Annotated in this window: 21 protein-coding genes; all 21 read left to right on the forward strand. The window is 68.1% G+C overall.

Features of this window, described 5'->3' with window-relative positions; all coding sequences use genetic code 11:
* Positions 1 to 3: 3 nt before the first annotated feature.
* The 21 genes from thrC to OG219_RS32910 all read left to right on the forward strand — a co-directional run bounded on the left by thrC (position 4) and on the right by OG219_RS32910 (position 21642).
* Positions 4 to 1062 (forward strand): threonine synthase, encoded by a 1059-nt coding sequence (gene thrC, locus OG219_RS32810; RefSeq protein ID WP_266832631.1) that lies wholly within the window; start codon positions 4 to 6, stop codon positions 1060 to 1062.
* Positions 1063 to 1407: 345 nt separating this feature from the next.
* The gene (thrB, locus tag OG219_RS32815; protein WP_266832633.1) at positions 1408 to 2337 is read left to right on the forward strand and encodes a homoserine kinase; all 930 of its coding nucleotides are present in this window, start codon (positions 1408 to 1410) and stop codon (positions 2335 to 2337) included.
* 388 nt (positions 2338 to 2725) lie between these two features.
* Positions 2726 to 4741 carry a transcription termination factor Rho gene (gene rho, locus OG219_RS32820; protein WP_266832635.1) on the forward strand — a complete coding sequence of 672 codons (2016 nt, stop codon included), beginning with the start codon at positions 2726 to 2728 and terminating at the stop codon, positions 4739 to 4741.
* Positions 4742 to 5108: 367 nt separating this feature from the next.
* Positions 5109 to 6248: an LCP family protein gene (locus tag OG219_RS32825; protein WP_266832637.1), complete on the forward strand. Its 1140-nt coding sequence runs from the start codon at positions 5109 to 5111 to the stop codon at positions 6246 to 6248.
* Between the two features lie 148 nt (positions 6249 to 6396).
* Positions 6397 to 6618, forward strand: coding sequence for a 50S ribosomal protein L31 (rpmE, locus tag OG219_RS32830; RefSeq protein WP_010984345.1), 222 nt, complete (start codon positions 6397 to 6399; stop codon positions 6616 to 6618).
* A gap of 137 nt (positions 6619 to 6755) precedes the next feature.
* The gene (gene prfA, locus OG219_RS32835; RefSeq protein ID WP_266832639.1) at positions 6756 to 7832 is read left to right on the forward strand and encodes a peptide chain release factor 1; all 1077 of its coding nucleotides are present in this window, start codon (positions 6756 to 6758) and stop codon (positions 7830 to 7832) included.
* 63 nt (positions 7833 to 7895) lie between these two features.
* Positions 7896 to 8741: a peptide chain release factor N(5)-glutamine methyltransferase gene (prmC, locus tag OG219_RS32840; protein ID WP_266454238.1), complete on the forward strand. Its 846-nt coding sequence runs from the start codon at positions 7896 to 7898 to the stop codon at positions 8739 to 8741.
* Positions 8742 to 8794: 53 nt separating this feature from the next.
* Complete coding sequence (locus OG219_RS32845) at positions 8795 to 9442, forward strand: L-threonylcarbamoyladenylate synthase (RefSeq protein WP_266832642.1); 648 nt, start codon at positions 8795 to 8797, stop codon at positions 9440 to 9442.
* Positions 9439 to 10104: a protein-tyrosine-phosphatase gene (locus tag OG219_RS32850; protein ID WP_266832644.1), complete on the forward strand. Its 666-nt coding sequence runs from the start codon at positions 9439 to 9441 to the stop codon at positions 10102 to 10104. Before OG219_RS32845 ends, OG219_RS32850 begins: the two co-directional genes overlap by 4 nt.
* Positions 10105 to 10175: 71 nt before the next feature.
* On the forward strand, positions 10176 to 11438 hold the full coding sequence (gene glyA, locus OG219_RS32855) for a serine hydroxymethyltransferase (RefSeq protein WP_266832646.1): 1263 nt from the start codon (positions 10176 to 10178) through the stop codon (positions 11436 to 11438).
* 129 nt (positions 11439 to 11567) lie between these two features.
* Positions 11568 to 12947: an MraY family glycosyltransferase gene (locus OG219_RS32860; RefSeq protein WP_266832648.1), complete on the forward strand. Its 1380-nt coding sequence runs from the start codon at positions 11568 to 11570 to the stop codon at positions 12945 to 12947.
* Between the two features lie 297 nt (positions 12948 to 13244).
* Positions 13245 to 13682 (forward strand): hypothetical protein, encoded by a 438-nt coding sequence (locus tag OG219_RS32865; RefSeq protein WP_266454222.1) that lies wholly within the window; start codon positions 13245 to 13247, stop codon positions 13680 to 13682.
* A gap of 225 nt (positions 13683 to 13907) precedes the next feature.
* Positions 13908 to 14729, forward strand: a complete 822-nt coding sequence (gene atpB, locus OG219_RS32870) for a F0F1 ATP synthase subunit A (protein WP_266832650.1) — start codon at positions 13908 to 13910, stop codon at positions 14727 to 14729.
* Positions 14730 to 14803: 74 nt separating this feature from the next.
* Positions 14804 to 15040, forward strand: a complete 237-nt coding sequence (locus OG219_RS32875; protein ID WP_067273352.1) for a F0F1 ATP synthase subunit C — start codon at positions 14804 to 14806, stop codon at positions 15038 to 15040.
* 41 nt (positions 15041 to 15081) lie between these two features.
* The gene (locus OG219_RS32880; protein WP_266832653.1) at positions 15082 to 15627 is read left to right on the forward strand and encodes a F0F1 ATP synthase subunit B; all 546 of its coding nucleotides are present in this window, start codon (positions 15082 to 15084) and stop codon (positions 15625 to 15627) included.
* Entirely contained in the window at positions 15624 to 16445 is an 822-nt protein-coding gene (locus OG219_RS32885; RefSeq protein ID WP_266832655.1) for a F0F1 ATP synthase subunit delta, read from the forward strand. The genes OG219_RS32880 and OG219_RS32885 overlap by 4 nt, the downstream gene beginning before the upstream one ends.
* A gap of 130 nt (positions 16446 to 16575) precedes the next feature.
* On the forward strand, positions 16576 to 18168 hold the full coding sequence (gene atpA, locus OG219_RS32890; RefSeq protein WP_266832657.1) for a F0F1 ATP synthase subunit alpha: 1593 nt from the start codon (positions 16576 to 16578) through the stop codon (positions 18166 to 18168).
* Positions 18169 to 18188: 20 nt separating this feature from the next.
* Positions 18189 to 19103, forward strand: a complete 915-nt coding sequence (locus OG219_RS32895; RefSeq protein ID WP_266832659.1) for a F0F1 ATP synthase subunit gamma — start codon at positions 18189 to 18191, stop codon at positions 19101 to 19103.
* Positions 19103 to 20539: a F0F1 ATP synthase subunit beta gene (atpD, locus tag OG219_RS32900; RefSeq protein WP_266832661.1), complete on the forward strand. Its 1437-nt coding sequence runs from the start codon at positions 19103 to 19105 to the stop codon at positions 20537 to 20539. Before OG219_RS32895 ends, atpD begins: the two co-directional genes overlap by 1 nt.
* Positions 20540 to 20682: 143 nt before the next feature.
* Positions 20683 to 21057, forward strand: coding sequence for a F0F1 ATP synthase subunit epsilon (locus OG219_RS32905; protein WP_266454205.1), 375 nt, complete (start codon positions 20683 to 20685; stop codon positions 21055 to 21057).
* A 138-nt stretch (positions 21058 to 21195) separates the two neighbouring features.
* Positions 21196 to 21642 carry a DUF2550 domain-containing protein gene (locus OG219_RS32910; protein WP_266832663.1) on the forward strand — a complete coding sequence of 149 codons (447 nt, stop codon included), beginning with the start codon at positions 21196 to 21198 and terminating at the stop codon, positions 21640 to 21642.
* Position 21643 lies beyond the last annotated feature (1 nt).

Genomic DNA, 21643 nt, shown 5'->3' on the forward strand with positions numbered 1-21643 from the left:
GCAATGACCCACCAGTGGCGCGGAATCATCGAGGAGTACCGGGATCGGCTGCCGGTATCCGACAGCACGCCGGTCATTACGCTCCGTGAGGGCGGTACGCCGCTCGTGCCCGCGCAGGTGCTCTCCGAGCGCACCGGGTGCGAGGTCCACCTCAAGGTGGAGGGTGCCAACCCGACCGGATCCTTCAAGGACCGCGGTATGACCATGGCCATCACGAGGGCCAAGGAGGAGGGCGCGAAGGCCGTCATCTGCGCCTCCACCGGCAACACGTCCGCGAGCGCCGCGGCCTATGCCGTACGCGCCGGGATGGTCTGTGCCGTTCTCGTGCCGCAGGGCAAGATCGCGATCGGCAAGATGGGCCAGGCCCTCGTGCACGGCGCGAAGATCCTCCAGGTCGACGGAAACTTCGACGACTGTCTGACGCTGGCGCGCGCGCTGTCCGACAACTACCCGGTGGCGCTGGTCAATTCGGTCAACCCGGTGCGTATCGAGGGCCAGAAGACCGCCGCGTTCGAGATCGTGGACATGCTCGGCGACGCACCCGACATCCACGTCCTGCCGGTGGGCAACGCGGGCAACATCACCGCGTACTGGAAGGGGTACAAGGAGTACGCCGCCGACGGCATCGCCGAGCGGACCCCGCGCATGTGGGGTTTCCAGGCCTCCGGTTCCGCCCCGATCGTGCGCGGCGAGATCGTCAAGGACCCGTCGACCATCGCCACCGCGATCCGTATCGGCAACCCGGCGTCCTGGCAGTTCGCGCTGGCCGCCCGGGACGAGTCGGGCGGTTTCATCGACGAGGTGACGGACCGTGAGATCCTGCGCGCCTACCGGCTGTTGGCCGCGCAGGAGGGCGTTTTCGTCGAGCCCGCGTCCGCCGCGTCCGTCGCCGGTCTGCTGAAGGCGGCCGAGCAGGGCAAGGTCGACCCGGGCCAGAAGATCGTCTGCACGGTCACTGGAAACGGGCTCAAGGATCCCGACTGGGCCGTCGCGGGTGCCCCGCAGCCGGTGACCGTCCCCGTGGACGCCGTCGCCGCCGCGGAGCGCCTCGGCCTGGCGTAGTCCCTGTAGTCGGAGAACATCCGACTGAGGTGCGACCGGCAGGGGCACAAGCAAGGTAGGCAGACCCGACGGGGGGTGCACGGGGGGCTCGCGACACGCATCGTGCGCCTCCTGTGCGCCCTATGTCGCCACAGAACCTGTCTTCGATAGGCTGTACTGAACCCGCCCGCCGCATATGCCGCGGTGCCGCCCTCGTTGCGGCCTTCGGGTAGTGACGTACCCGTCAGGTTCGTATCGCCAGTCGTCCCAGGTCGCAACGCAACTCGTCCCACGTTCGTATCGCACGTCGTATCGCAGGTTTCGAGAATCTCGTACATCACGCAGCTCAAGGAGAGTCATCGAGCGATGGCCGGTCCAGCCTTCCGCGCCGCCGCCGTCCGGGTGCGCGTCCCCGCCACCAGCGCCAATCTCGGGCCGGGCTTCGACGCCTTCGGCCTGTCACTGGGGCTGTACGACGACGTGGTCGTCCGGGTGGCCGACGCCGGGCTGCACATCGACATCGCGGGTGAGGGCAGCGAGACGCTGCCGCGCGACGAGAGTCATCTCCTCGTACGTTCCCTGCGCACCGCCTTCGATCTGCTGGGCGGACAGCCGCGCGGCCTCGAGATCGTCTGCGCCAACCGCATTCCGCACGGGCGGGGTCTCGGTTCCTCGTCGGCCGCCATCTGCGCCGGCATCGTCGCCGCGCGGGCGGTGACCATAGGCGGGGACGCCAAGCTCGACGACACCGCCCTTCTGGAGCTCGCCACCGAGATCGAGGGGCACCCCGACAATGTCGCGGCCTGTCTGCTCGGCGGATTCACGCTCTCCTGGATGGAGACCGGCGCTGCGCGGGCGATCAGGATGGATGCCGCCGATTCCATCGTTCCGGTGGTTTTCGTACCGGGAAAGCCGGTTCTTACCGAGACCGCGCGCGGACTGCTCCCGCGTACCGTGCCTCATGTCGACGCCGCCGCCAACGCGGGCCGCGCCGCACTGCTCGTCGAGGCCCTCACCCGGCGCCCCGAGCTGCTGCTGCCGGCAACCGAGGACCGGCTGCACCAGGATTACCGCGCCCCGGCCATGCCCGAGAGCATCGCGCTGGTGGAGCGGCTGCGGGGCGACGGCATCCCCGCGGTGATCTCCGGCGCGGGGCCCACGGTGCTGGCCCTCGCGGACGGGGCTTCGGCCGACAAAATCGCCGATCTTGCAGGTCAGGGGTGGGCGGCCAATCGACTGGACCTCGATGCCACGGGGGCGAGCGTGTTGCCGCTCGCACCCTCCGGCGTCAATTAGAAGCGTGCGGTTGCCGGATTTCGAGAGGGGGAATGTTTGTTGGATCCGGTAGTGTTAATCTCAAGTCTGCACCCGACCTCACCATGGCGAGGTGCTTCGCGTCCCCGTCCGGGACACCCATTCTTCCGGGAGCCTCCCAAACTGCTTTGTGCCATGCATTGGGTGCTATGTGCTGAGCAGTGTTGAGCACGCTCCGGAACCGGCGTGACCGTGCCGATGACACCGCAATTCAGTGCCACGGCTCCGGAATCGTCATCACCAGTTATTTCTTCCGCCGCGTTGGCGGACCACCGCCCCGGCACGGTCCATACAAAAAGGACCAAATCCGGACAGCAAAACCGGTCGCCGTGCCAGACAGGCCGACGTCCGCTCCAGGGAAGGACCCTTCGTGAGCGACACCACCGATCTGATGGGCGCACGTGTCGAGGAGACCGCTGCCGCGCCCGCCACGGACGCCTCTGCCGCGCCTGCCTCCGGTGCAGGCTCCCGGCGGCGCCGCGGTACCGGCCTTGACGGCATGGTGCTTGCCGAGCTTCAGCAGGTCGCGTCCGGCCTCGGTATCAAGGGCACTGCGCGGATGCGCAAGAGCCAGCTGATCGAGGTCATCAAGGAGGCGCAGGCCGGCGGGGGTGCCCCGGCGAAGGCCGACACCGCCACCGAGACCAAGCCGAAGCGCCGCGCCACCTCGAAGGCTCGTACGGGCGATGAGACCGCCGCGGCCGAGGCCAAGGCTGAGAAGCCCGCCGCCGCCGAGAAGGCCGTGGCCAAGCAGCAGATCGAGATTCCCGGCCAGCCCGCCAGCGACGACGCCCCCGCGGGCGAGCGCCGCCGTCGCCGTGCCGTCGCCGAGGCCGGCAGCCCCGAGACGGTCACCGCCGAGGCGAAGAGCGAGCCGAAGACGGAGACCCTGGTCGAGGCCAAGGCCGACACCGGTGACGCCGACGGCCGTCAGGGCCGCCGTGACCGCCGTGACCGCGACCGTGGTGGCCGTGACCGCGACCGCCGCGGTGGCAAGGCCGACGAGCAGCAGGGCCAGGGCCAGGGCGGCCAGGGTCAGGGCGGCGGTCAGCAGCGCCAGGACCGTCAGCAGCAGGGTCAGGGCGGTGGCCGTCAGGACCGCCAGGACCGTCAGCAGCGCGACAACGGCCCGCAGGACGACGACGAGTTCGGCGATGGCCGTCGCGGCCGTCGCGGTCGTTACCGGGACCGCCGTGGCCGTCGTGGCCGCGAGGACTTCGGCCCGAACGAGCCGCAGGTCGCCGACGACGACGTCCTGATCCCCGTCGCGGGCATCCTGGACATCCTCGACAACTACGCGTTCATCCGTACGTCCGGCTACCTTCCGGGTCCGAACGACGTGTACGTCTCCCTCGCCCAGGTCCGCAAGAACGGTCTGCGCAAGGGTGACCACGTCACGGGCGCGGTCCGTCAGCCCAAGGACGGCGAGCGCCGCGAGAAGTTCAACGCGCTGGTCCGTCTCGACTCCGCGAACGGCATGGCCGCCGAATCCGGCCGCGGCCGCCCGGAGTTCAACAAGCTGACGCCCCTTTACCCGCAGGACCGGCTCCGTCTGGAGACCGACCCGGGTGTGCTGACGACCCGCATCATCGACCTCGTCGCGCCGATCGGTAAGGGCCAGCGCGGTCTGATCGTGGCCCCGCCGAAGACCGGCAAGACCATGATCCTGCAGGCGGTCGCCAACGCGATCACCGTCAACAACCCCGAGTGCCACCTGATGGTCGTCCTGGTCGACGAGCGTCCGGAAGAGGTCACCGACATGCAGCGGTCGGTGAAGGGCGAGGTCATCTCCTCGACCTTCGACCGTCCGGCCGAGGACCACACCACGGTCGCCGAGCTCGCCATCGAGCGCGCCAAGCGTCTGGTGGAGCTGGGTCACGACGTCGTCGTACTGCTCGACTCGATCACGCGTCTGGGCCGTGCGTACAACCTCGCCGCCCCCGCCTCCGGCCGCATCCTGTCCGGTGGTGTCGACTCGACCGCGCTGTACCCGCCGAAGCGCTTCTTCGGTGCCGCGCGCAACATCGAGGACGGCGGTTCGCTGACCATCCTGGCCACCGCGCTCGTCGACACCGGCTCGCGCATGGACGAGGTGATCTTCGAGGAGTTCAAGGGCACCGGCAACATGGAGCTCAAGCTCGACCGGAAGCTCGCCGACAAGCGCATCTTCCCGGCGGTCGACGTCGACCCGTCGGGTACGCGTAAGGAAGAGATCCTCCTCAACGCGGAGGAGCTCGCCATCGTCTGGAAGCTGCGCCGGGTGCTGCACGCGCTCGACTCGCAGCAGGCCATCGAGCTCCTGCTGGACAAGATGAAGCAGACGAAGTCCAACGCCGAGTTCCTGATGCAGATCGCGAAGACGACGCCGGGCAACGGCAACGACTGATCCGGACCCCGCGGAGCCAAAGGGCCGCCCCCGTCACCCAGGTGACGGGGGCGGCCCTTTGCGTGGCACGTTGCATGGCACGGCAAGACGGCCGGGAGAGACCTTTCCCACAATGATCAAGACCGGTGCCGATTCCGGGCAGTGCGGCGGAGTGGGCCGAAATCGCAGGTGAGCGGGGGCTTCCCCGGCATTCCCGGTGACTCGCTGTGCCCGTAGACCCACAGGCCGAGCACAGTGCGTTGTGCAACCCTTTCCCGAGTTTCCCCGTCTGACCGTACGGAGTGACCATGGAGCAGTACGTGGCACTACGACCGGGCCTGAGCCTGAAAGCAGGGGGTAACCGACCCGAACAAGGACTGAGGAGCACATGCCTGCCGAGAGCACGCCGGAACCCGGCATACCCGGGGAGCCCGGCACCAGCGGCCCGCGCCACCGTGCGAAGGGGCGCCGCCGCAAGACCCGCAGCAAGCGCCGCAAGGGCCTGTTGATCACGGCCTGGGTGGCGGCGGGGATCGTCGTGCTGGGCGGCACCGGCGCCGGATACCTGTACTTCAAGCTCAACGGCAACATCAAGAACGTCGACATCAACCAGGCCCTCGGCACCGACCGGCCGACGAAGGTCGACAACGGCTCCGAGAACATCCTGGTCCTGGGCTCCGACACCCGCTCCGGCTCCAACGAGGAGCTGGGCGGCGGCACCGACGACGGCAGCGCCCGCTCGGACACGGCGATGGTCGTGCACGTGTACGAGGGCCACAAGTCGGCCAGCGTGGTCTCCATACCCCGCGACACCCTCGTCGAGCGCCCCTCCTGCACGGACGCCAACGGTGTCACGCACGACGCGGCCTCCGAGGTCATGTTCAACTCCGCGTACTCCACCGGTGGCGCCGCCTGCGCCGTGAAGACCGTCGAGTCCATGAGCGGGATCCGCATGGACCACTACATCGAGGTCGACTTCAGCGGCTTCGAGAAGCTCATCGACGACCTGGGCGGTGTGAAGATCACCACCACCCAGGACATCAACGACCCCGACAGCCACCTGAACCTCACGGCCGGCACCCACACCCTCGACGGCGAGCAGGCGCTCGGCCTGGTCCGCACCCGGCACGGCGTCGGCGACGGCTCCGACCTCGGCCGCATCCAGCTCCAGCAGGCGTTCATCAAGGCCCTGATGAACCAGGTCAAGAGCATCGGCCTGCTGACCAGCCCGACCAAGCTGCTCGAACTCGCCGACACCGCCACCAACGCCATCACCACCGACTCCGACCTGAAGTCCGTCAACGACCTGGTGTCCTTCGCCGGCGGCCTCAAGGGCATCAGCTCCTCGAAGATGACCATGGTGACGATGCCGGTCCAGTACGACAGCGCGAACGCCAACCGGGTGCTCGTCGACGAGGCCAAGGACAAGCTGGTCTGGGACGCCCTGAAGAACGACCAGGTGATCCCGAAGTCGGCCACCGAGGGCACGGCCACGGGCACCGCGAAGGACGTCGTCAGCGCCGGCTGAGCGGCCTGAGGACCCTGCGGGAATAGATCGCCGCGCCCCCCGGTTTTGGGGGATGCGGCCAGTCCTGGCAGACTGGTACGTCGGCTCCGGTTCACGCACCCGCAATCCGCGGCGGCGACCCGGCGCCCTCCCGAAACTAGGAGACACCTTGAAGCGCGACATCCACCCCGAGTACGTCGAGACGCAGGTCAGCTGCACCTGTGGCGCGTCGTTCACCACCCGCAGCACGATCTCCAGCGGCACCGTCCGCGCCGAGGTCTGCTCCGAGTGCCACCCGTTCTACACGGGCAAGCAGAAGATCCTCGACACCGGTGGCCGCGTGGCCCGCTTCGAGGCCCGCTTCGGCAAGGCTGCCGCTGCCAAGAAGTAGCGACCTCACAGCGCCGGTCTTCGGCGCCCCCTGCACGGGGGCGCCGGGACCGGCGCTTTGCGGTGCAGCCCCCATTCGTCTTACCTACGTCCCCGAGCCCATGATGGAGCTGAGGGGACAGCCCATTGGAGCCGGAGATGTTCGAGGCGGTCGAGGAACTCATCGGCGAGCACGCCGATCTGGAGACGAAGCTCGCTGACCCGTCGGTGCACGCCGACCAGGCCAACGCGCGCAAGCTCAACAAGCGCTACGCGGAGCTGACCCCGATCGTCGCGACGTACCGCTCCTGGAAGCAGACCGGGGACGACATCGGGACCGCGAAGGAGTTCGCGGTCGACGACCCCGACTTCGCGGCCGAGGTCAAGGAGCTGGAGAAGCAGCGCGAGGAGCTGACGGAGAAGCTGCGTCTGCTGCTGGTCCCGCGCGACCCCAGCGACGACAAGGACGTCATCCTCGAGATCAAGGCGGGCGCGGGCGGCGACGAGTCGGCACTCTTCGCCGGTGACCTGCTGCGCATGTACCTGCGCTACGCCGAGCGCGTCGGCTGGAAGACCGAGATCATCGACGCCACCGAGTCCGAGCTGGGCGGCTACAAGGACGTCCAGGTCGCCGTGAAGACCAAGGGCGGCAACGGGGCGACCGAGCCCGGCCAGGGCGTCTGGGCGCGACTGAAGTACGAGGGCGGGGTGCACCGCGTACAGCGTGTGCCGTCGACCGAGTCGCAGGGCCGCATTCACACCTCCGCCGCCGGTGTGCTGGTCACGCCCGAGGCCGAGGAGGTCGACGTCGAGATCCACGCCAACGACCTGCGCATCGACGTCTACCGCTCCTCGGGACCCGGCGGCCAGTCCGTCAACACCACCGACTCCGCGGTGCGCATCACGCACATTCCCACCGGAGTCGTCGCTTCCTGCCAGAACGAGAAGAGCCAGCTGCAGAACAAGGAGCAGGCGATGCGTATCCTGCGCTCCAGGCTCCTCGCGGCGGCGCAGGAGGAAGCGGAACGGGAGGCCGCGGACGTCCGCCGCAGCCAGGTCCGCACCGTCGACCGCTCCGAGAAGATCCGTACGTACAACTTCCCGGAGAATCGCATCTCGGACCACCGGGTCGGCTTCAAGGCGTACAACTTGGACCAGGTCCTCGACGGGGACCTGGACGCGATGATCCAGGCCTGCGTCGACGCGGACTCGGCCGCGAAGCTCGCCGCCGCGTAAGTCGAACCAGCTGTGTAGAGCCCCACCGACCTTCACGACAACAGCCCAGCCCGGAGGACCAGCGTGAACCTGCTGCTCGCGGAAGTGGCCCAGGCCACCCAGCGGCTGGCCGACGCCGGCGTGCCCTCGCCGCGCAATGACGCGGAAGAGCTCGCCGCCTTCGTGCACGGCGTGAAGCGGGGCGAGCTGCACACGGTCAAGGACACCGACTTCGACGCCCGCTACTGGGAGGTGACCGCGCGCCGCGAGGCCCGCGAGCCGCTCCAGCACATCACCGGGCGCGCGTACTTCCGGTATCTCGAACTCCAGGTGGGGCCCGGCGTGTTCGTGCCCCGCCCGGAGACCGAGTCCGTCGTCGGCTGGGCCATAGACGCCGTACGCGCCATGGACGTCGTGGAGCCCCTGATCGTCGACCTCTGCACGGGTTCCGGCGCCATCGCGCTCGCCCTCGCGCAGGAGGTCCCGCGCTCCCGTGTGCACGCCGTGGAGCTGTCCGAGGACGCCCTCCAGTGGACGCGCAAGAACGTCGAGGGGTCCAGGGTCGACCTGCGCCAGGGAGACGCCCTGGAGGCCTTCCCGGACCTCGACGGCCATGTCGACCTGGTCGTCTCCAACCCGCCGTACATCCCGCTGACGGAGTGGGAGTACGTCCAGCCGGAGGCGCGGGACTACGATCCCGAACTCGCCCTGTTCTCCGGGGAGGACGGACTCGACCTCATCCGAGGCATCGAGCGCACCGCACACCGTCTGCTGCGCCCCGGTGGCGTCGTCGTCGTCGAGCACGCCGACACCCAGGGCGGGCAGGTGCCGTGGATCTTCACCGAGGAGCGGGGCTGGGCCGACGCGGCCGACCACCCGGACCTCAACAACCGGCCGCGGTTCGCGACCGCCCGCAAGGCGATGCCGTGAGCGCGCGCATCGAGTTCCCCAGGCAGCAGTACGTGTACGAGGAGGCCCGCTAAATGGCACGGCGATACGACACCAACGACGCGACCGACCGCTCCACCGGTCTGCGTGAAGCCGCGTCCGCCGTCCGCCGTGGCGAGCTGGTCGTCCTCCCGACGGACACGGTGTACGGCGTGGGCGCCGACGCGTTCTCCTCGGAGGCGGTCGCCGATCTCCTGGACGCCAAGGGCCGGGGCCGCAACATGCCCACCCCCGTTCTCATCGGCTCCCCGAACACCCTGCACGGCCTGGTCACGGACTTCTCCGAGATGGCCTGGGAACTGGTCGACGCGTTCTGGCCGGGGGCGCTCACCCTCGTCGCCAAGCACCAGCCGTCCCTCCAGTGGGACCTGGGGGACACCCGTGGCACCGTCGCCGTGCGCATGCCGCTGCACCCGGTCGCCATCGAACTGCTCACCGAGGTCGGCCCGATGGCCGTCTCCTCCGCCAACCTCACGGGCCACCCCTCGCCGGAGGACTGTGACGCCGCGCAGGAGATGCTCGGCGACTCCATCTCCGTCTACCTGGACGGCGGCCCGACCCCCGGCATCGTCCCCTCCTCGATCGTCGACGTGACCGGCAAGGTACCCGTGCTGCTGCGCGAGGGGGCACTGTCGGCCGAGGAGCTCCGGAAGGTCGTACCCGACCTCGAGGTGGCGAATTGACAGCCCCTGACGCGGGGCGTGGCATAGGCACGGGGATCACGGGGGCCAACGGTTCTCCCAGGGGGTCCTTCCGCATCCTCCACGTCAGCACCGGCAATGTGTGCCGCTCGCCGATCACCGAGCGGCTGACCCGGCATGCCCTCGCGGACCGGCTCGGCGACCCCCTGTGGGGCGGCCTGATCGTGGAGAGCGCGGGCACCTGGGGGCACGAGGGCGCGCCCATGGAGACCAACGCGGCCACGGTCCTCACCGACTACGGCGCGGACCCCTCCGGCTTCGTGGGCCGCGAACTCCTCGACGACCACGTCATCCGCGCCGACCTGGTCCTCACCGCCACCCGCGACCACCGCGCCCAGGTCATCTCCATGGGCCACTCGGCGGGCCTGCGCACCTTCACCCTGAAGGAGTTCACCCGCCTCGTCCGGGCCATAGACCCGACCACACTCCCGCCCCTGGAGGAGGGAGTGGTCGAGCGCGCACGCGCCCTGGTGCGGGCTGCCGCGGCTCTACGCGGGTGGCTCCTGGCGCCCACCGCGGAGGCGGACGAGGTGTTCGACCCCTACGGGGCGCCGCTGCCGTTCTTCCGGTCGATCGGGGACGAGATCAATGAGGCGCTGGATCCGGTGGTGACGGCGCTGACGGGTGTACCTACACGGACGTAACACCGGGCGACCCACCGGTCCCGGTTCTACATTGGACTTACGCACCCCCACGCCGAGGTCCGGAGTCCATCATGCCGGTCACACAAACGCTGGAAGCGGATGTTCTGCGTCGGCAGGACCCGGAGCTCGCCGAGATCCTGATCGGGGAGCTGGAGCGACAGTCGACGACGTTGCAGTTGATCGCGGCCGAGAACTTCACCTCGCCGGCGGTGCTGGCCGCGCTCGGGTCGCCGCTGGCGAACAAGTACGCCGAGGGATATCCCGGTGCCCGCCATCACGGCGGCTGCGAGATCGTGGACGTCGCCGAGCGGGTCGCGGTGGACCGGGCGAAGGCGCTCTTCGGCGCCGAGCACGCCAACGTGCAGTCCCACTCGGGGAGTTCGGCGGTCCTCGCCGCGTACGCCGCACTCCTGCGACCCGGTGACACCGTGCTCGCGATGGGGCTGCCCTTCGGCGGTCACCTCACGCACGGATCGCCCGCGAACTTCTCGGGGAAGTGGTTCGACTTCGTCGGGTACGGCGTCGAGGCGGAGACCGGGCTCATCGACTACGAGCAGGTGCGCGCGCTGGCCCGTACGCACCGCCCGAAGGCCATCGTCTGCGGCTCCATCTCGTATCCCCGGCACATCGACTACGCGTTGTTCAGGGACATCGCCGACGAGGTCGGCGCCTACCTCATCGCCGACGCCGCCCACCCCATCGGGCTCGTCGCCGGGGGAGCGGCGCCCAATCCGGTGCCGTACGCCGATGTGGTCTGCGCCACCACGCACAAGGTGCTGCGCGGCCCGCGCGGCGGAATGATCCTGTGCGGCGGCGAGCTGGCCGAGCGGGTCGACCGGGCGGTGTTCCCGTTCACCCAGGGCGGCGCTCAGATGCACACGATCGCCGCCAAGGCCGTCGCGTTCGGCGAGGCGGCGACCCCGGCCTTCACGGCGTACGCCCATCGGGTGGTCGCCAACGCACGGGTGCTCGCCGAGGTACTGGACGCGGAAGGGCTCGCGATCACCACCGGCGGTACCGACACCCACCTGCTCACCGCGGACACCGCACCCCTCGGCGTCGACGGCCGCACCGCCCGCGGACGTCTCGCCGCCGCCGGAATGGTCCTCGACACCTGTGCGCTGCCACGCGGCGGAGCCGCTAATGTCACGGCCGGGGACGCACGGGGACTGCGCCTGGGCACGGCGGCGCTGACCACGCAGGGTATGGGCGAGGCGGAGATGGCGCGGGTCGCCGTACTCTTCGCGGGTGTGCTGCGGGACGAGGTGGACGGCAGGAAGGCCCGTGAAGAAGTCAAGGAGCTGACCAGTGGATTTCCGCCGTATCCCGGCTGATGAGGGGTAGGCGGGACTTCGTGCACAGCCACTCGTGCAACCATCGTCGCTACCCGGAAGTCCCCAACCATATGCGTGCATCGCTAAGGTGTGGGGCTCAGATGGCCAGCGAGACCTGTGGGGAAGCCCGTGCGTGAATACCTGCTGACGCTCTGTGTGACGGCCGCGGTGACGTATCTGCTGACAGGGCCGGTGCGGAAGTTCGCGATCGTGGCCGGAGCCATGCCGGAAATCCGTGCGCGCGACGTGCACCGGGAACCCACTCCGCGGCTCGGCGGCATCGCGATGTTCTTCGGGCTGTGCGCGGGCCTGCTGGTCGCCGACCACCTGGAGAACCTCAGCGACGTCTTCGCGAACTCCAACGAGCCGCGGGCCCTGCTCTCCGGGGCCGCCCTGATCTGGCTGATCGGTGTCCTGGACGACAAGTTCGAGATCGACGCCCTGATCAAGCTGGGCGGCCAGATGATCGCGGCCGGCGTGATGGTCATGCAGGGTCTGACGATCCTGTGGCTGCCCATCCCGGGTGTCGGCCTCGTCGCGCTCACCCAGTGGCAGGGCACCCTGCTCACCGTCGCGCTCGTCGTCATCACCATCAACGCGGTCAACTTCGTGGACGGCCTCGACGGTCTCGCCGCCGGTGTGGTGTGCATCGCGTCCGCCGCGTTCTTCCTGTACGCGTACCGCATCTGGTACAGCTACGGCATCGAGGCCGCGGCCCCGGCGACGCTCTTCGCGGCGATCCTGATGGGCATGTGCCTGGGCTTCCTGCCGCACAACATGCACCCCGCGCGGATCTTCATGGGCGACTCCGGCTCGATGCTCATCGGCCTCGTGCTCGCCGGCGGCGCCATCTCCATCACCGGGCAGATCGACCCCGACGTGATGAACCTGTTCTCCGGTTCCGAGCGGAACACCGTGCACCAGACGGTGCCCGTGTTCATCCCGCTGCTGCTGCCGCTGACGATCATCGCGATCCCGGCCGCCGACCTGGTGCTCGCCATCGTGCGGCGCACCTGGCGCGGACAGTCCCCGTTCGCCGCCGACCGCGGGCACCTGCACCACCGCCTCCTGGAGGTCGGGCACTCGCACAGCCGCGCGGTCATGATCATGTACTTCTGGTCGGCGCTGATCTCCTTCGGCGCCCTCGCGTACTCGGTCAACTCGGGTGCCATGTGGAGTGTGCTCGGCATCATGGGGCTCAGCGCGGTCGGTCTCGTCCTGCTCCTGCTGCCGCGCTTCACCCCGCGTGCCCCGCGCTGGGCCGAGAACTTCGTGCCGCCGCGCTACCGCCGCAGGAAGGCCACCGCCGCCCTGTCTGACGCAGCGGCAGCGGAAGCCGCGTCGGCCGTCGTGCATGAAACGGCGGCTCCCGCGGAGGAGGACGGTGCCCGGGAGCACCGCACCCCGGCTGTGGCAGGAGTCTCAGGTGTCTCAGGAGTCAACGGGGCGACGGCAATTGGCGCCCGTTCGCGCTTCCTGGATCGGGGTAAAGCCGGGTCGTCGCGCTGACGGCAAAGTAAGAATCTTGCAAGAGGCATGAGTCCTCGCGCGTCGGCAAACCGTCCCAATACCAGACAACTTGACGCTCAGAATGCACAGACGCGCACCTTCACTCTCATGTGTGACAGCGAGCACACCAACCAGGTAAAGACCTCATCAAATAGTTTGTGATACGGTTCACGAGAACCCGGGACGGAGCCGAAGGACCCTAGAGAGACGGTCCCTTGGCGTGAGGTTCTCTCTCAGCCCGGGATTACGCTCGTCCATGACGACACCCTGCCCCCCTTAGCAAGCGGAGTTGCCGCCATGCCGTCCAATGACGTCCGGATTCTCCTTCAGGCCGCTGTGCCCACAGCTGCCGTCGGCGCGATTGCCGCCGTCGTCAGTGGTGTGGTCGCCGGTGGCAAGGGAGCGATCGGGGCGATCGTCGCGACGCTGGTCGTGATCCTCTTCATGGGCATCGGGCTCTACGTTCTGCAGCGCACTGCCAAATCGCTTCCGCACTTGTTCCAGGCGATGGGTCTGATGCTCTACACGGCACAGATTCTTCTGCTGTTCATCTTTGTCGCCGCGTTCAAGAACACGACGTTGTTCAACCCCAAGGCCTTCGCGATCTCGCTCGTCGCCGCCACCCTCGCGTGGATCGGCGCACAGGCGCGTGCCCAGATGAAGGCCAAGATCCTCTACGTCGAACCCGAGTCTTCGAAGGGCGACAAGCCCGAAAAGACGGGGCACTCGTCGTGAGGGGTAGGGCCGGGATAAGCGAGCGTAGGAACCCCTGCTATCGTCCGGTGCCAACTGCGGCATCGCGGGCGCGGGCATCTGAGCTGACGCCTGCTCAAACGCGAGGCTTGATGCCCCACAGCCGCCCCCACATCCGTAACACCAGTCCAGTGCCGAACCGCGGCTGCGCGCCGCGCCGACACAACGAGGTTGCCGTACCTATGCGCCACGCTGAAGGAGCCCGCGGTGAGTGCTGACCCGACGCAGGTGCTCGCCTTTGAGACCGACTGCCACATCTTCGACGGCTGTGGCTTCCCCGCTCCTGGCCTGCACTCGTTCCTGTTCGAGCCCCTCGTGGGCGACGCGGACAGCAGCGTCTATTTCAACAAGACGATGCTCCTGGCGCTGCTCGGCTCCGTCATCATCATCGGTTTCTTCTGGGCCGCCTTCCGTAAGCCGAAGGTCGTCCCGGGCAAGCTGCAGATGGTTGCCGAGGCCGGATATGACTTCGTCCGCCGCGGTGTCGTCTACGAGACGATCGGCAAGAAGGAAGGCGAGAAGTACGTACCGCTGGTCGTCTCGCTGTTCTTCTTCATCTGGATGATGAACCTCTGGTCGATCATTCCGATCGCCCAGTTCCCCGTCACCGCGATCATCTCGTACCCCGCGGTCCTCGCCGGGATCGTGTACATCCTGTGGGTCTCACTGACCTTCAAGAGGCACGGATTCGTCGGCGCGTTCAAGAACTTCTCCGGCTACGACAAGTCGCTGGGCCCGGTTCTCCCGCTGGCCATGGGTATCGAGCTGCTCTCGAACCTGATCGTCCGGCCGTTCACGCACGCGGTGCGACTCTTCGCGAACATGTTCGCGGGCCACACCCTGCTGCTGCTGTTCACGATCGCCAGCTGGTACCTGCTCAACGGCATCGGGATCGCCTACGCCGGCGTCTCGTTCATCATGGTGATCGTCATGACGGCGTTCGAGCTGTTCATCCAGGCCCTGCAGGCTTACGTCTTCGTGCTTCTGACCTGCACCTTCATCCAGGGCGCGCTCGCCGAGCACCACTGAGCAACCCCCTGTAAAACCCCCTAAGCGTCCGGTGGCCAACCTCCGCCGGTCCGTACAGAGAAGGAAGAATCAGCATGGCTGCCACTGAGACCCTCGCCGCCGTCTCCGGCTCCCTCGGCTCCATCGGCTACGGCCTCGCCGCCATCGGTCCTGGCGTCGGCGTCGGCATCATCTTCGGTAACGGCACCCAGGCCCTCGCCCGTCAGCCCGAGGCTGCCGGCCTGATCCGCGCCAACCAGATCCTCGGCTTCGCCTTCTGTGAGGCGCTCGCGCTCATCGGTCTGGTCATGCCGTTCGTCTATGGCGTGTGATCCGCGGATCCACGACAGCCCACTAGACGAAAGGCACTGATATGAGCCAGATGCTCAATATCGCGGCTGAGGAGCTTGAAAACCCCCTCATTCCGCCGATCCCCGAGCTCGTCATCGGCCTGATCGCCTTCGTCATCGTCTTCGGCTTCCTCGCCAAGAAGCTTCTCCCGAACATCAACAAGGTTCTGGAGCAGCGTCGCGAGGCCATCGAGGGCGGTATCGAAAAGGCCGAGGCCGCTCAGACCGAGGCCCAGAGCGTCCTCGAGCAGTACAAGTCTCAGCTCGACGAGGCCCGTCACGAAGCCGCGCGGCTGCGCCAGGAGGCGCAGGAGCAGGGCGCCACGCTCATCGCCGAGATGCGCGCGGAAGGCCAGCGGCAGCGTGAGGAAATCATCGCCGCCGGTCACACGCAGATCGAGGCGGACCGCAAGGCCGCGGCTCAGGCGCTGCGTCAGGACGTCGGCCAGCTGGCCACCGACCTGGCCGGCAAGCTCGTCGGCGAGTCCCTTGAGGACAACGCCCGGCAGAGCCGCACCATCGACCGCTTCCTCGATGAGCTTGAGGAGAAGGCCGAGGCGGCTCGATGACAGCGCACGGAGCGAGCCGCGAGGCAACCGCAGCCGCACGTGAGCGTCTCGACGCGCTGACGGACAACACGTCCGTCGACGCGGCGCAGCTCGGCGACGAGCTGGCCGCGGTCACCGCGCTGCTCCACCGCGAGGTGTCGCTGCGCCGGGTCCTGACCGACCCGTCGCAGACCGGCGAGGCCAAGGCCGAACTGGCCGAGCGCCTGCTCGGCAGCCAGGTCAGCGGGACGACCGCCGATCTGGTGGCCGGCCTGGTGCGCTCGCGCTGGTCGCAGTCGCGCGACCTCGTGGACGCTCTCGAAGAGCTGGCCTCCATCGCCGACCTCACGGCGGCGCAGCAGGGCGGCAAGCTCGACGACGTCGAGGACGAGCTGTTCCGGTTCGGCCGGATCGTCTCTTCCAGCACCGGGCTGCGCGCCGCGCTGACCGACCGCGCCGCGACGACCGCGGCCAAGAGCGAGCTGCTGCGCAGCCTGCTCGGCGGCCGGGCCGACGCGACGACCGAGCGTCTGGTGACGCGCCTTGTGACCGCGCCGCGTGGACGTAGCCTGGAAGCGGGACTCGAGTCCCTGTCCAAGCTCGCCGCCGAGCGTCGTGACCGCATGGTCGCCGTCGTCACCTCCGCGGTTCCGCTGAGTGACGGACAGAAGCAGCGCCTCGGCGCCGCGCTGGCCAAGCTCTACGGCCGTCAGATGCACCTCAACCTCGACGTGGACCCCGAGGTCCTCGGCGGAGTCCAGGTGCAGGTCGGCGACGAGCTGATCAACGGCTCCATCGCGGACCGTCTCTCGGACGCCAGCCGCCGCATGGCCGGCTGACCCCAACTTCATACGTAGTACGCACCTACGGCCCTCGTTGGGCCGTGCAGAGGATTCACCTCTTTACAGGGGGGAGTCCCCATCCCCCCAAGTGAAACTTCGGGCCCAACAAGGAGAGCAGGGAACCCAGATGGCGGAGCTCACGATCCGGCCGGAGGAGATCCGGGACGCGCTGGAGAACTTTGTCCAGTCGTACCAGCCGGACGCGGCCTCGCGCGAGGAGGTCGGTACGGTCACCGTCGCCGGCGACGGTATTGCCAAGATCGAGGGTCTCCCCTCGGCGATGGCGAACGAACTGCTGAAGTTCGAGGACGGAACCCTCGGTCTCGCGCTGAACCTGGAAGAGCGCGAGATCGGTGCGGTCGTCCTCGGCGAGTTCAGCGGTATCGAGGAGGGCCAGCCGGTGCAGCGCACCGGTGAGGTGCTCTCCGTCGCCGTGGGCGAGGGTTACCTCGGCCGCGTCGTCGACCCGCTCGGCAACCCGATCGACGGCCTCGGCGAGATCGAGACCACCGGACGCCGCGCCCTCGAGCTGCAGGCCCCGGGCGTCATGGTCCGCAAGTCGGTGCACGAGCCGATGGAGACGGGCTACAAGGCCGTCGACGCGATGACCCCGATCGGCCGCGGCCAGCGTCAGCTGGTCATCGGTGACCGTCAGACCGGCAAGACCGCGCTGGCCGTCGACACGATCATCAACCAGCGCGACAACTGGCGCTCGGGCGACACCAAGAAGCAGGTCCGCTGCATCTACGTCGCCATCGGTCAGAAGGGTTCGACCATCGCCTCCGTGCGTGGCGCCCTCGAAGAGGCCGGCGCGCTGGAGTACACGACCATCGTCGCCGCCCCGGCGTCCGACCCGGCCGGCTTCAAGTACCTTGCGCCGTACACCGGTTCGGCCATCGGCCAGCAGTGGATGTACGAGGGCAAGCACGTCCTCATCATCTTCGACGACCTCTCGAAGCAGGCCGACGCCTACCGCGCCGTGTCCCTGCTGCTGCGCCGTCCGCCGGGGCGCGAGGCCTACCCCGGTGACGTCTTCTACCTGCACTCCCGTCTGCTTGAGCGCTGCGCGAAGCTCTCCGACGACATGGGCGCCGGTTCGATGACGGGTCTGCCGATCGTCGAGACCAAGGCGAACGACGTGTCGGCGTTCATCCCGACCAACGTCATCTCCATCACCGACGGCCAGTGCTTCCTGGAGTCCGACCTGTTCAACGCCGGTCAGCGTCCGGCCCTGAACGTCGGTATCTCGGTCTCCCGCGTCGGTGGCTCCGCCCAGCACAAGGCGATGCGCCAGGTGTCCGGCCGACTCCGCCTCGACCTCGCCCAGTACCGCGAGCTGGAGGCGTTCGCCGCCTTCGGTTCCGACCTGGACGCCGCGTCGAAGGCGCAGCTGGAGCGCGGTCAGCGACTGGTCGAGCTGCTCAAGCAGCCTCAGTACCAGCCGATGGCCACCGAGGACCAGGTCGTCTCCGTCTGGGCGGCCACCACCGGCAAGATGGACGAGGTCCCGGTCGCCGACATCCGTCGCTTCGAGACGGAGCTGCTTGAGTACCTGCACCGCAAGGAGCAGGGCCTCATGACCTCCATCAAGGAGGGCGCGAAGATGTCGGACGACACCCTCACGGCCATCGCCGACGCCATCGCGGACTTCAAGAAGCAGTTCGAGACCTCGGACGGCAAGCTTCTCGGCGAAGACGCTCCGGCCGCCGCGGCCAAGTGACGACGGAAGGGACCTGACTCATGGGAGCCCAGCTCCGGGTCTACAAGCGTCGTATCAAGTCCGTCACCGCGACCAAGAAGATCACCAAGGCGATGGAGATGATCGCCGCCTCGCGTGTCGTCAAGGCGCAGCGCAAGGTGGCGGCCTCCGCGCCGTACGCGACCGAGCTCACCCGCGCGGTCACGGCGGTCGGCACCGGCTCGAACACCAAGCACCCGCTGACCACGGAGGTGGAGACGCCGACCCGTTCCGCGGTACTGCTCCTCTCGAGCGACCGCGGACTGGCCGGCGCCTTCAACTCCAACGCCATCAAGGCGGCCGAGAGGCTGACGGCACGCCTTGAGGCGGAGGGCAAGGAGGTCGACACGTACATCGTCGGCCGCCGCGGTCTGGCCCACTACAACTTCCGCGAGCGCAAGGTCGTGGAATCGTGGTCGGGCTTCACCGACGAGCCCACCTACGCGGACGCGAAGAAGGTCGCGGGTCCGCTGATCGAGGCCATCGAGAAGGACACGGCCGAGGGCGGCGTGGACGAACTCCACATCGTCTACACCGAGTTCGTCTCGATGATGACGCAGAACGCGGTGGACGGCCGTCTGCTGCCGCTGCGCCTCGAAGAGGTTGCGGAGGAGGCGCCCAAGGGCGAGATCCTTCCGCTGTACGAGTTCGAGCCGTCGGCGGAGGACGTCCTTGACGCCCTGCTGCCGCGGTACGTCGAGAGCCGTATCTACAACGCGCTGCTCCAGTCGGCTGCTTCCAAGCACGCCGCCACGCGCCGCGCGATGAAGTCGGCGACCGACAACGCGGGAGACCTGATCACCATGCTCTCCCGTCTTGCCAACGCGGCCCGCCAGGCCGAAATCACCCAGGAAATCAGCGAGATCGTCGGTGGCTCCGCAGCCCTGGCCGACGCGACCGCGGGGAGTGACAAGTAATGACGACGACAGTTGAGACGGCCGTTGCCACGGGCCGCGTCGCCCGGGTCATCGGCCCGGTCGTCGACGTGGAGTTCCCCGTCGACGCGATGCCGGAAATTTACAACGCCCTTCACGTCGAGGTGGCCGACCCGGCCAAGGACGGCGAGAAGAAGACGCTGACCCTGGAGGTCGCCCAGCACCTGGGTGACGGCCTGGTCCGCACGATCTCCATGCAGCCCACCGACGGTCTGGTCCGCCAGGCCGCGGTCACCGACACCGGCACGGGCATCTCCGTCCCGGTCGGTGACTTCACCAAGGGCAAGGTGTTCAACACCCTCGGTGAGGTGCTGAACTCCGACGAGAAGTACACGGGCGAGCGCTGGACCATCCACCGCAAGGCCCCGCGCTTCGACGAGCTCGAGTCGAAGACCGAGATGTTCGAGACCGGCGTCAAGGTCATCGACCTTCTCACCCCGTACGTCAAGGGTGGAAAGATCGGCCTGTTCGGCGGTGCCGGCGTCGGCAAGACGGTGCTCATCCAGGAGATGATCTACCGCGTCGCCAACAACCACGACGGTGTCTCCGTGTTCGCCGGTGTCGGCGAGCGTACCCGTGAGGGCAACGACCTCATCGAGGAGATGTCCGAGTCCGGCGTCATCGACAAGACGGCGCTTGTCTTCGGTCAGATGGACGAGCCCCCGGGCACCCGTCTCCGCGTGGCCCTTGCCGGTCTGACCATGGCGGAGTACTTCCGCGATGTGCAGAAGCAGGACGTGCTGTTCTTCATCGACAACATCTTCCGCTTCACGCAGGCCGGTTCCGAGGTCTCGACCCTGCTCGGCCGTATGCCCTCCGCGGTGGGTTACCAGCCGAACCTGGCCGACGAGATGGGTCTCCTCCAGGAGCGCATCACCTCGACCCGTGGTCACTCGATCACCTCGATGCAGGCGATCTACGTCCCCGCGGACGACCTGACCGACCCGGCCCCGGCCACCACCTTCGCCCACCTCGACGCGACGACGGTTCTCTCCCGTCCGATCTCCGAGAAGGGCATCTACCCGGCCGTGGACCCGCTGGACTCCACGTCCCGCATCCTGGACCCCCGCTACATCGCGGCGGACCACTACGCGGCCGCGATGCGCGTCAAGTCGGTTCTTCAGAAGTACAAGGACCTGCAGGACATCATCGCGATCCTCGGTATCGACGAGCTGGGCGAAGAGGACAAGCTCACCGTCCACCGTGCCCGTCGCGTGGAGCGCTTCCTGTCCCAGAACACCCACGTCGCCAAGCAGTTCACCGGCGTCGACGGTTCGGACGTCCCGCTGGACGAGTCGATCGTGGCCTTCAACGCGATCATCGACGGCGAGTACGACCACTTCCCGGAGCAGGCGTTCTTCCTCTGCGGTGGCATTGAGGACCTCAAGAAGAACGCCAAGGAGCTCGGCGTCTCCTGAACGGTCTCCTAACCGAGTACTGCTTCTTGGTGAGGGGGCGGGGTCGCACCTCGCGGGGTGCGTCCCGTCCCCTCCCGTACGCCTACTAGACTTTGACCCAACACCCGGCGGCAACGACCGGGTGGTGACCCGAGGAGCCCACCTTGGCTGCTGAGCTGCATGTCGAGCTCGTCGCCGCGGACCGCAGTGTCTGGTCCGGCGAGGCCACCCTGGTCGTCGCGCGTACCACGTCCGGCGACATCGGCGTCATGCCCGGTCACCAGCCGCTGCTCGGTGTGCTGGAGTCGGGCCCGGTGACCATCCGTACGAGTGATGGTGGAACGGTCGTCGCCGCGGTGCACGGCGGTTTCATCTCGTTCGCGGACAACAAGCTGTCGCTGCTGGCCGAGATCGCCGAGCTGTCGGACGAGATCGACGTCCAGCGTGCGGAGCGGGAGCTCGAGCGCGCGAAGGCGGAGGGCGATGCCTCCGCCGAGCGTCGCGCGGACGTCCGTCTGCGAGCGGTGTCGACGCACTGAAACCAGCGCGCGACAGGAAGTGACTCAGCCGCGGCCAGGACCGGAGCTTGCTCCGGACCGGGTCGCGGCTGAGGCGATGCCGGTGCTTTTTTCCGTTTCATTACCTGCTTTACCTAGGAGACGAGGAGGTCGGTGTCGATGGTCCTCGCTCTGACTGTGTGCGGTTTGGTAGTGGCGCTCGTGGTGCTCGGCCTGTTCGTCTTCGGCCTCCGCCGCCGGCTGATCCAGCGCTCCGGCGGCACCTTCGACTGCAGCCTGCGCTGGGACGTGCCCGAGAAGGCCGACACCAACGGCAAAGGCTGGGGCTACGGCGTCGCCCGCTACAACGGCGACCGCATCGAGTGGTACCGCGTCTTCTCCTACGCCCCCCGCCCGCGCCGCGTCCTGGAACGCTCGGCGATCGAGGTGGCCGGCCGCCGCGCCCCGGAGGGCGAGGAGGAGATGGCACTGCTCTCCGACGCGATGATCCTCGCTTGTCTGCACAGGGGCACGCGTCTCGAACTGGCGATGAGCGAAGACGCGCTGACCGGATTTCTCGCGTGGCTTGAGGCAGCCCCGCCCGGTCAGCGCGTCAATGTGGCTTAGT

Origin of the sequence: Streptomyces sp. NBC_00038, from assembly GCF_026343635.1 — a bacterium.
Taxonomy (GTDB): Bacteria; Actinomycetota; Actinomycetes; order Streptomycetales; family Streptomycetaceae; genus Streptomyces.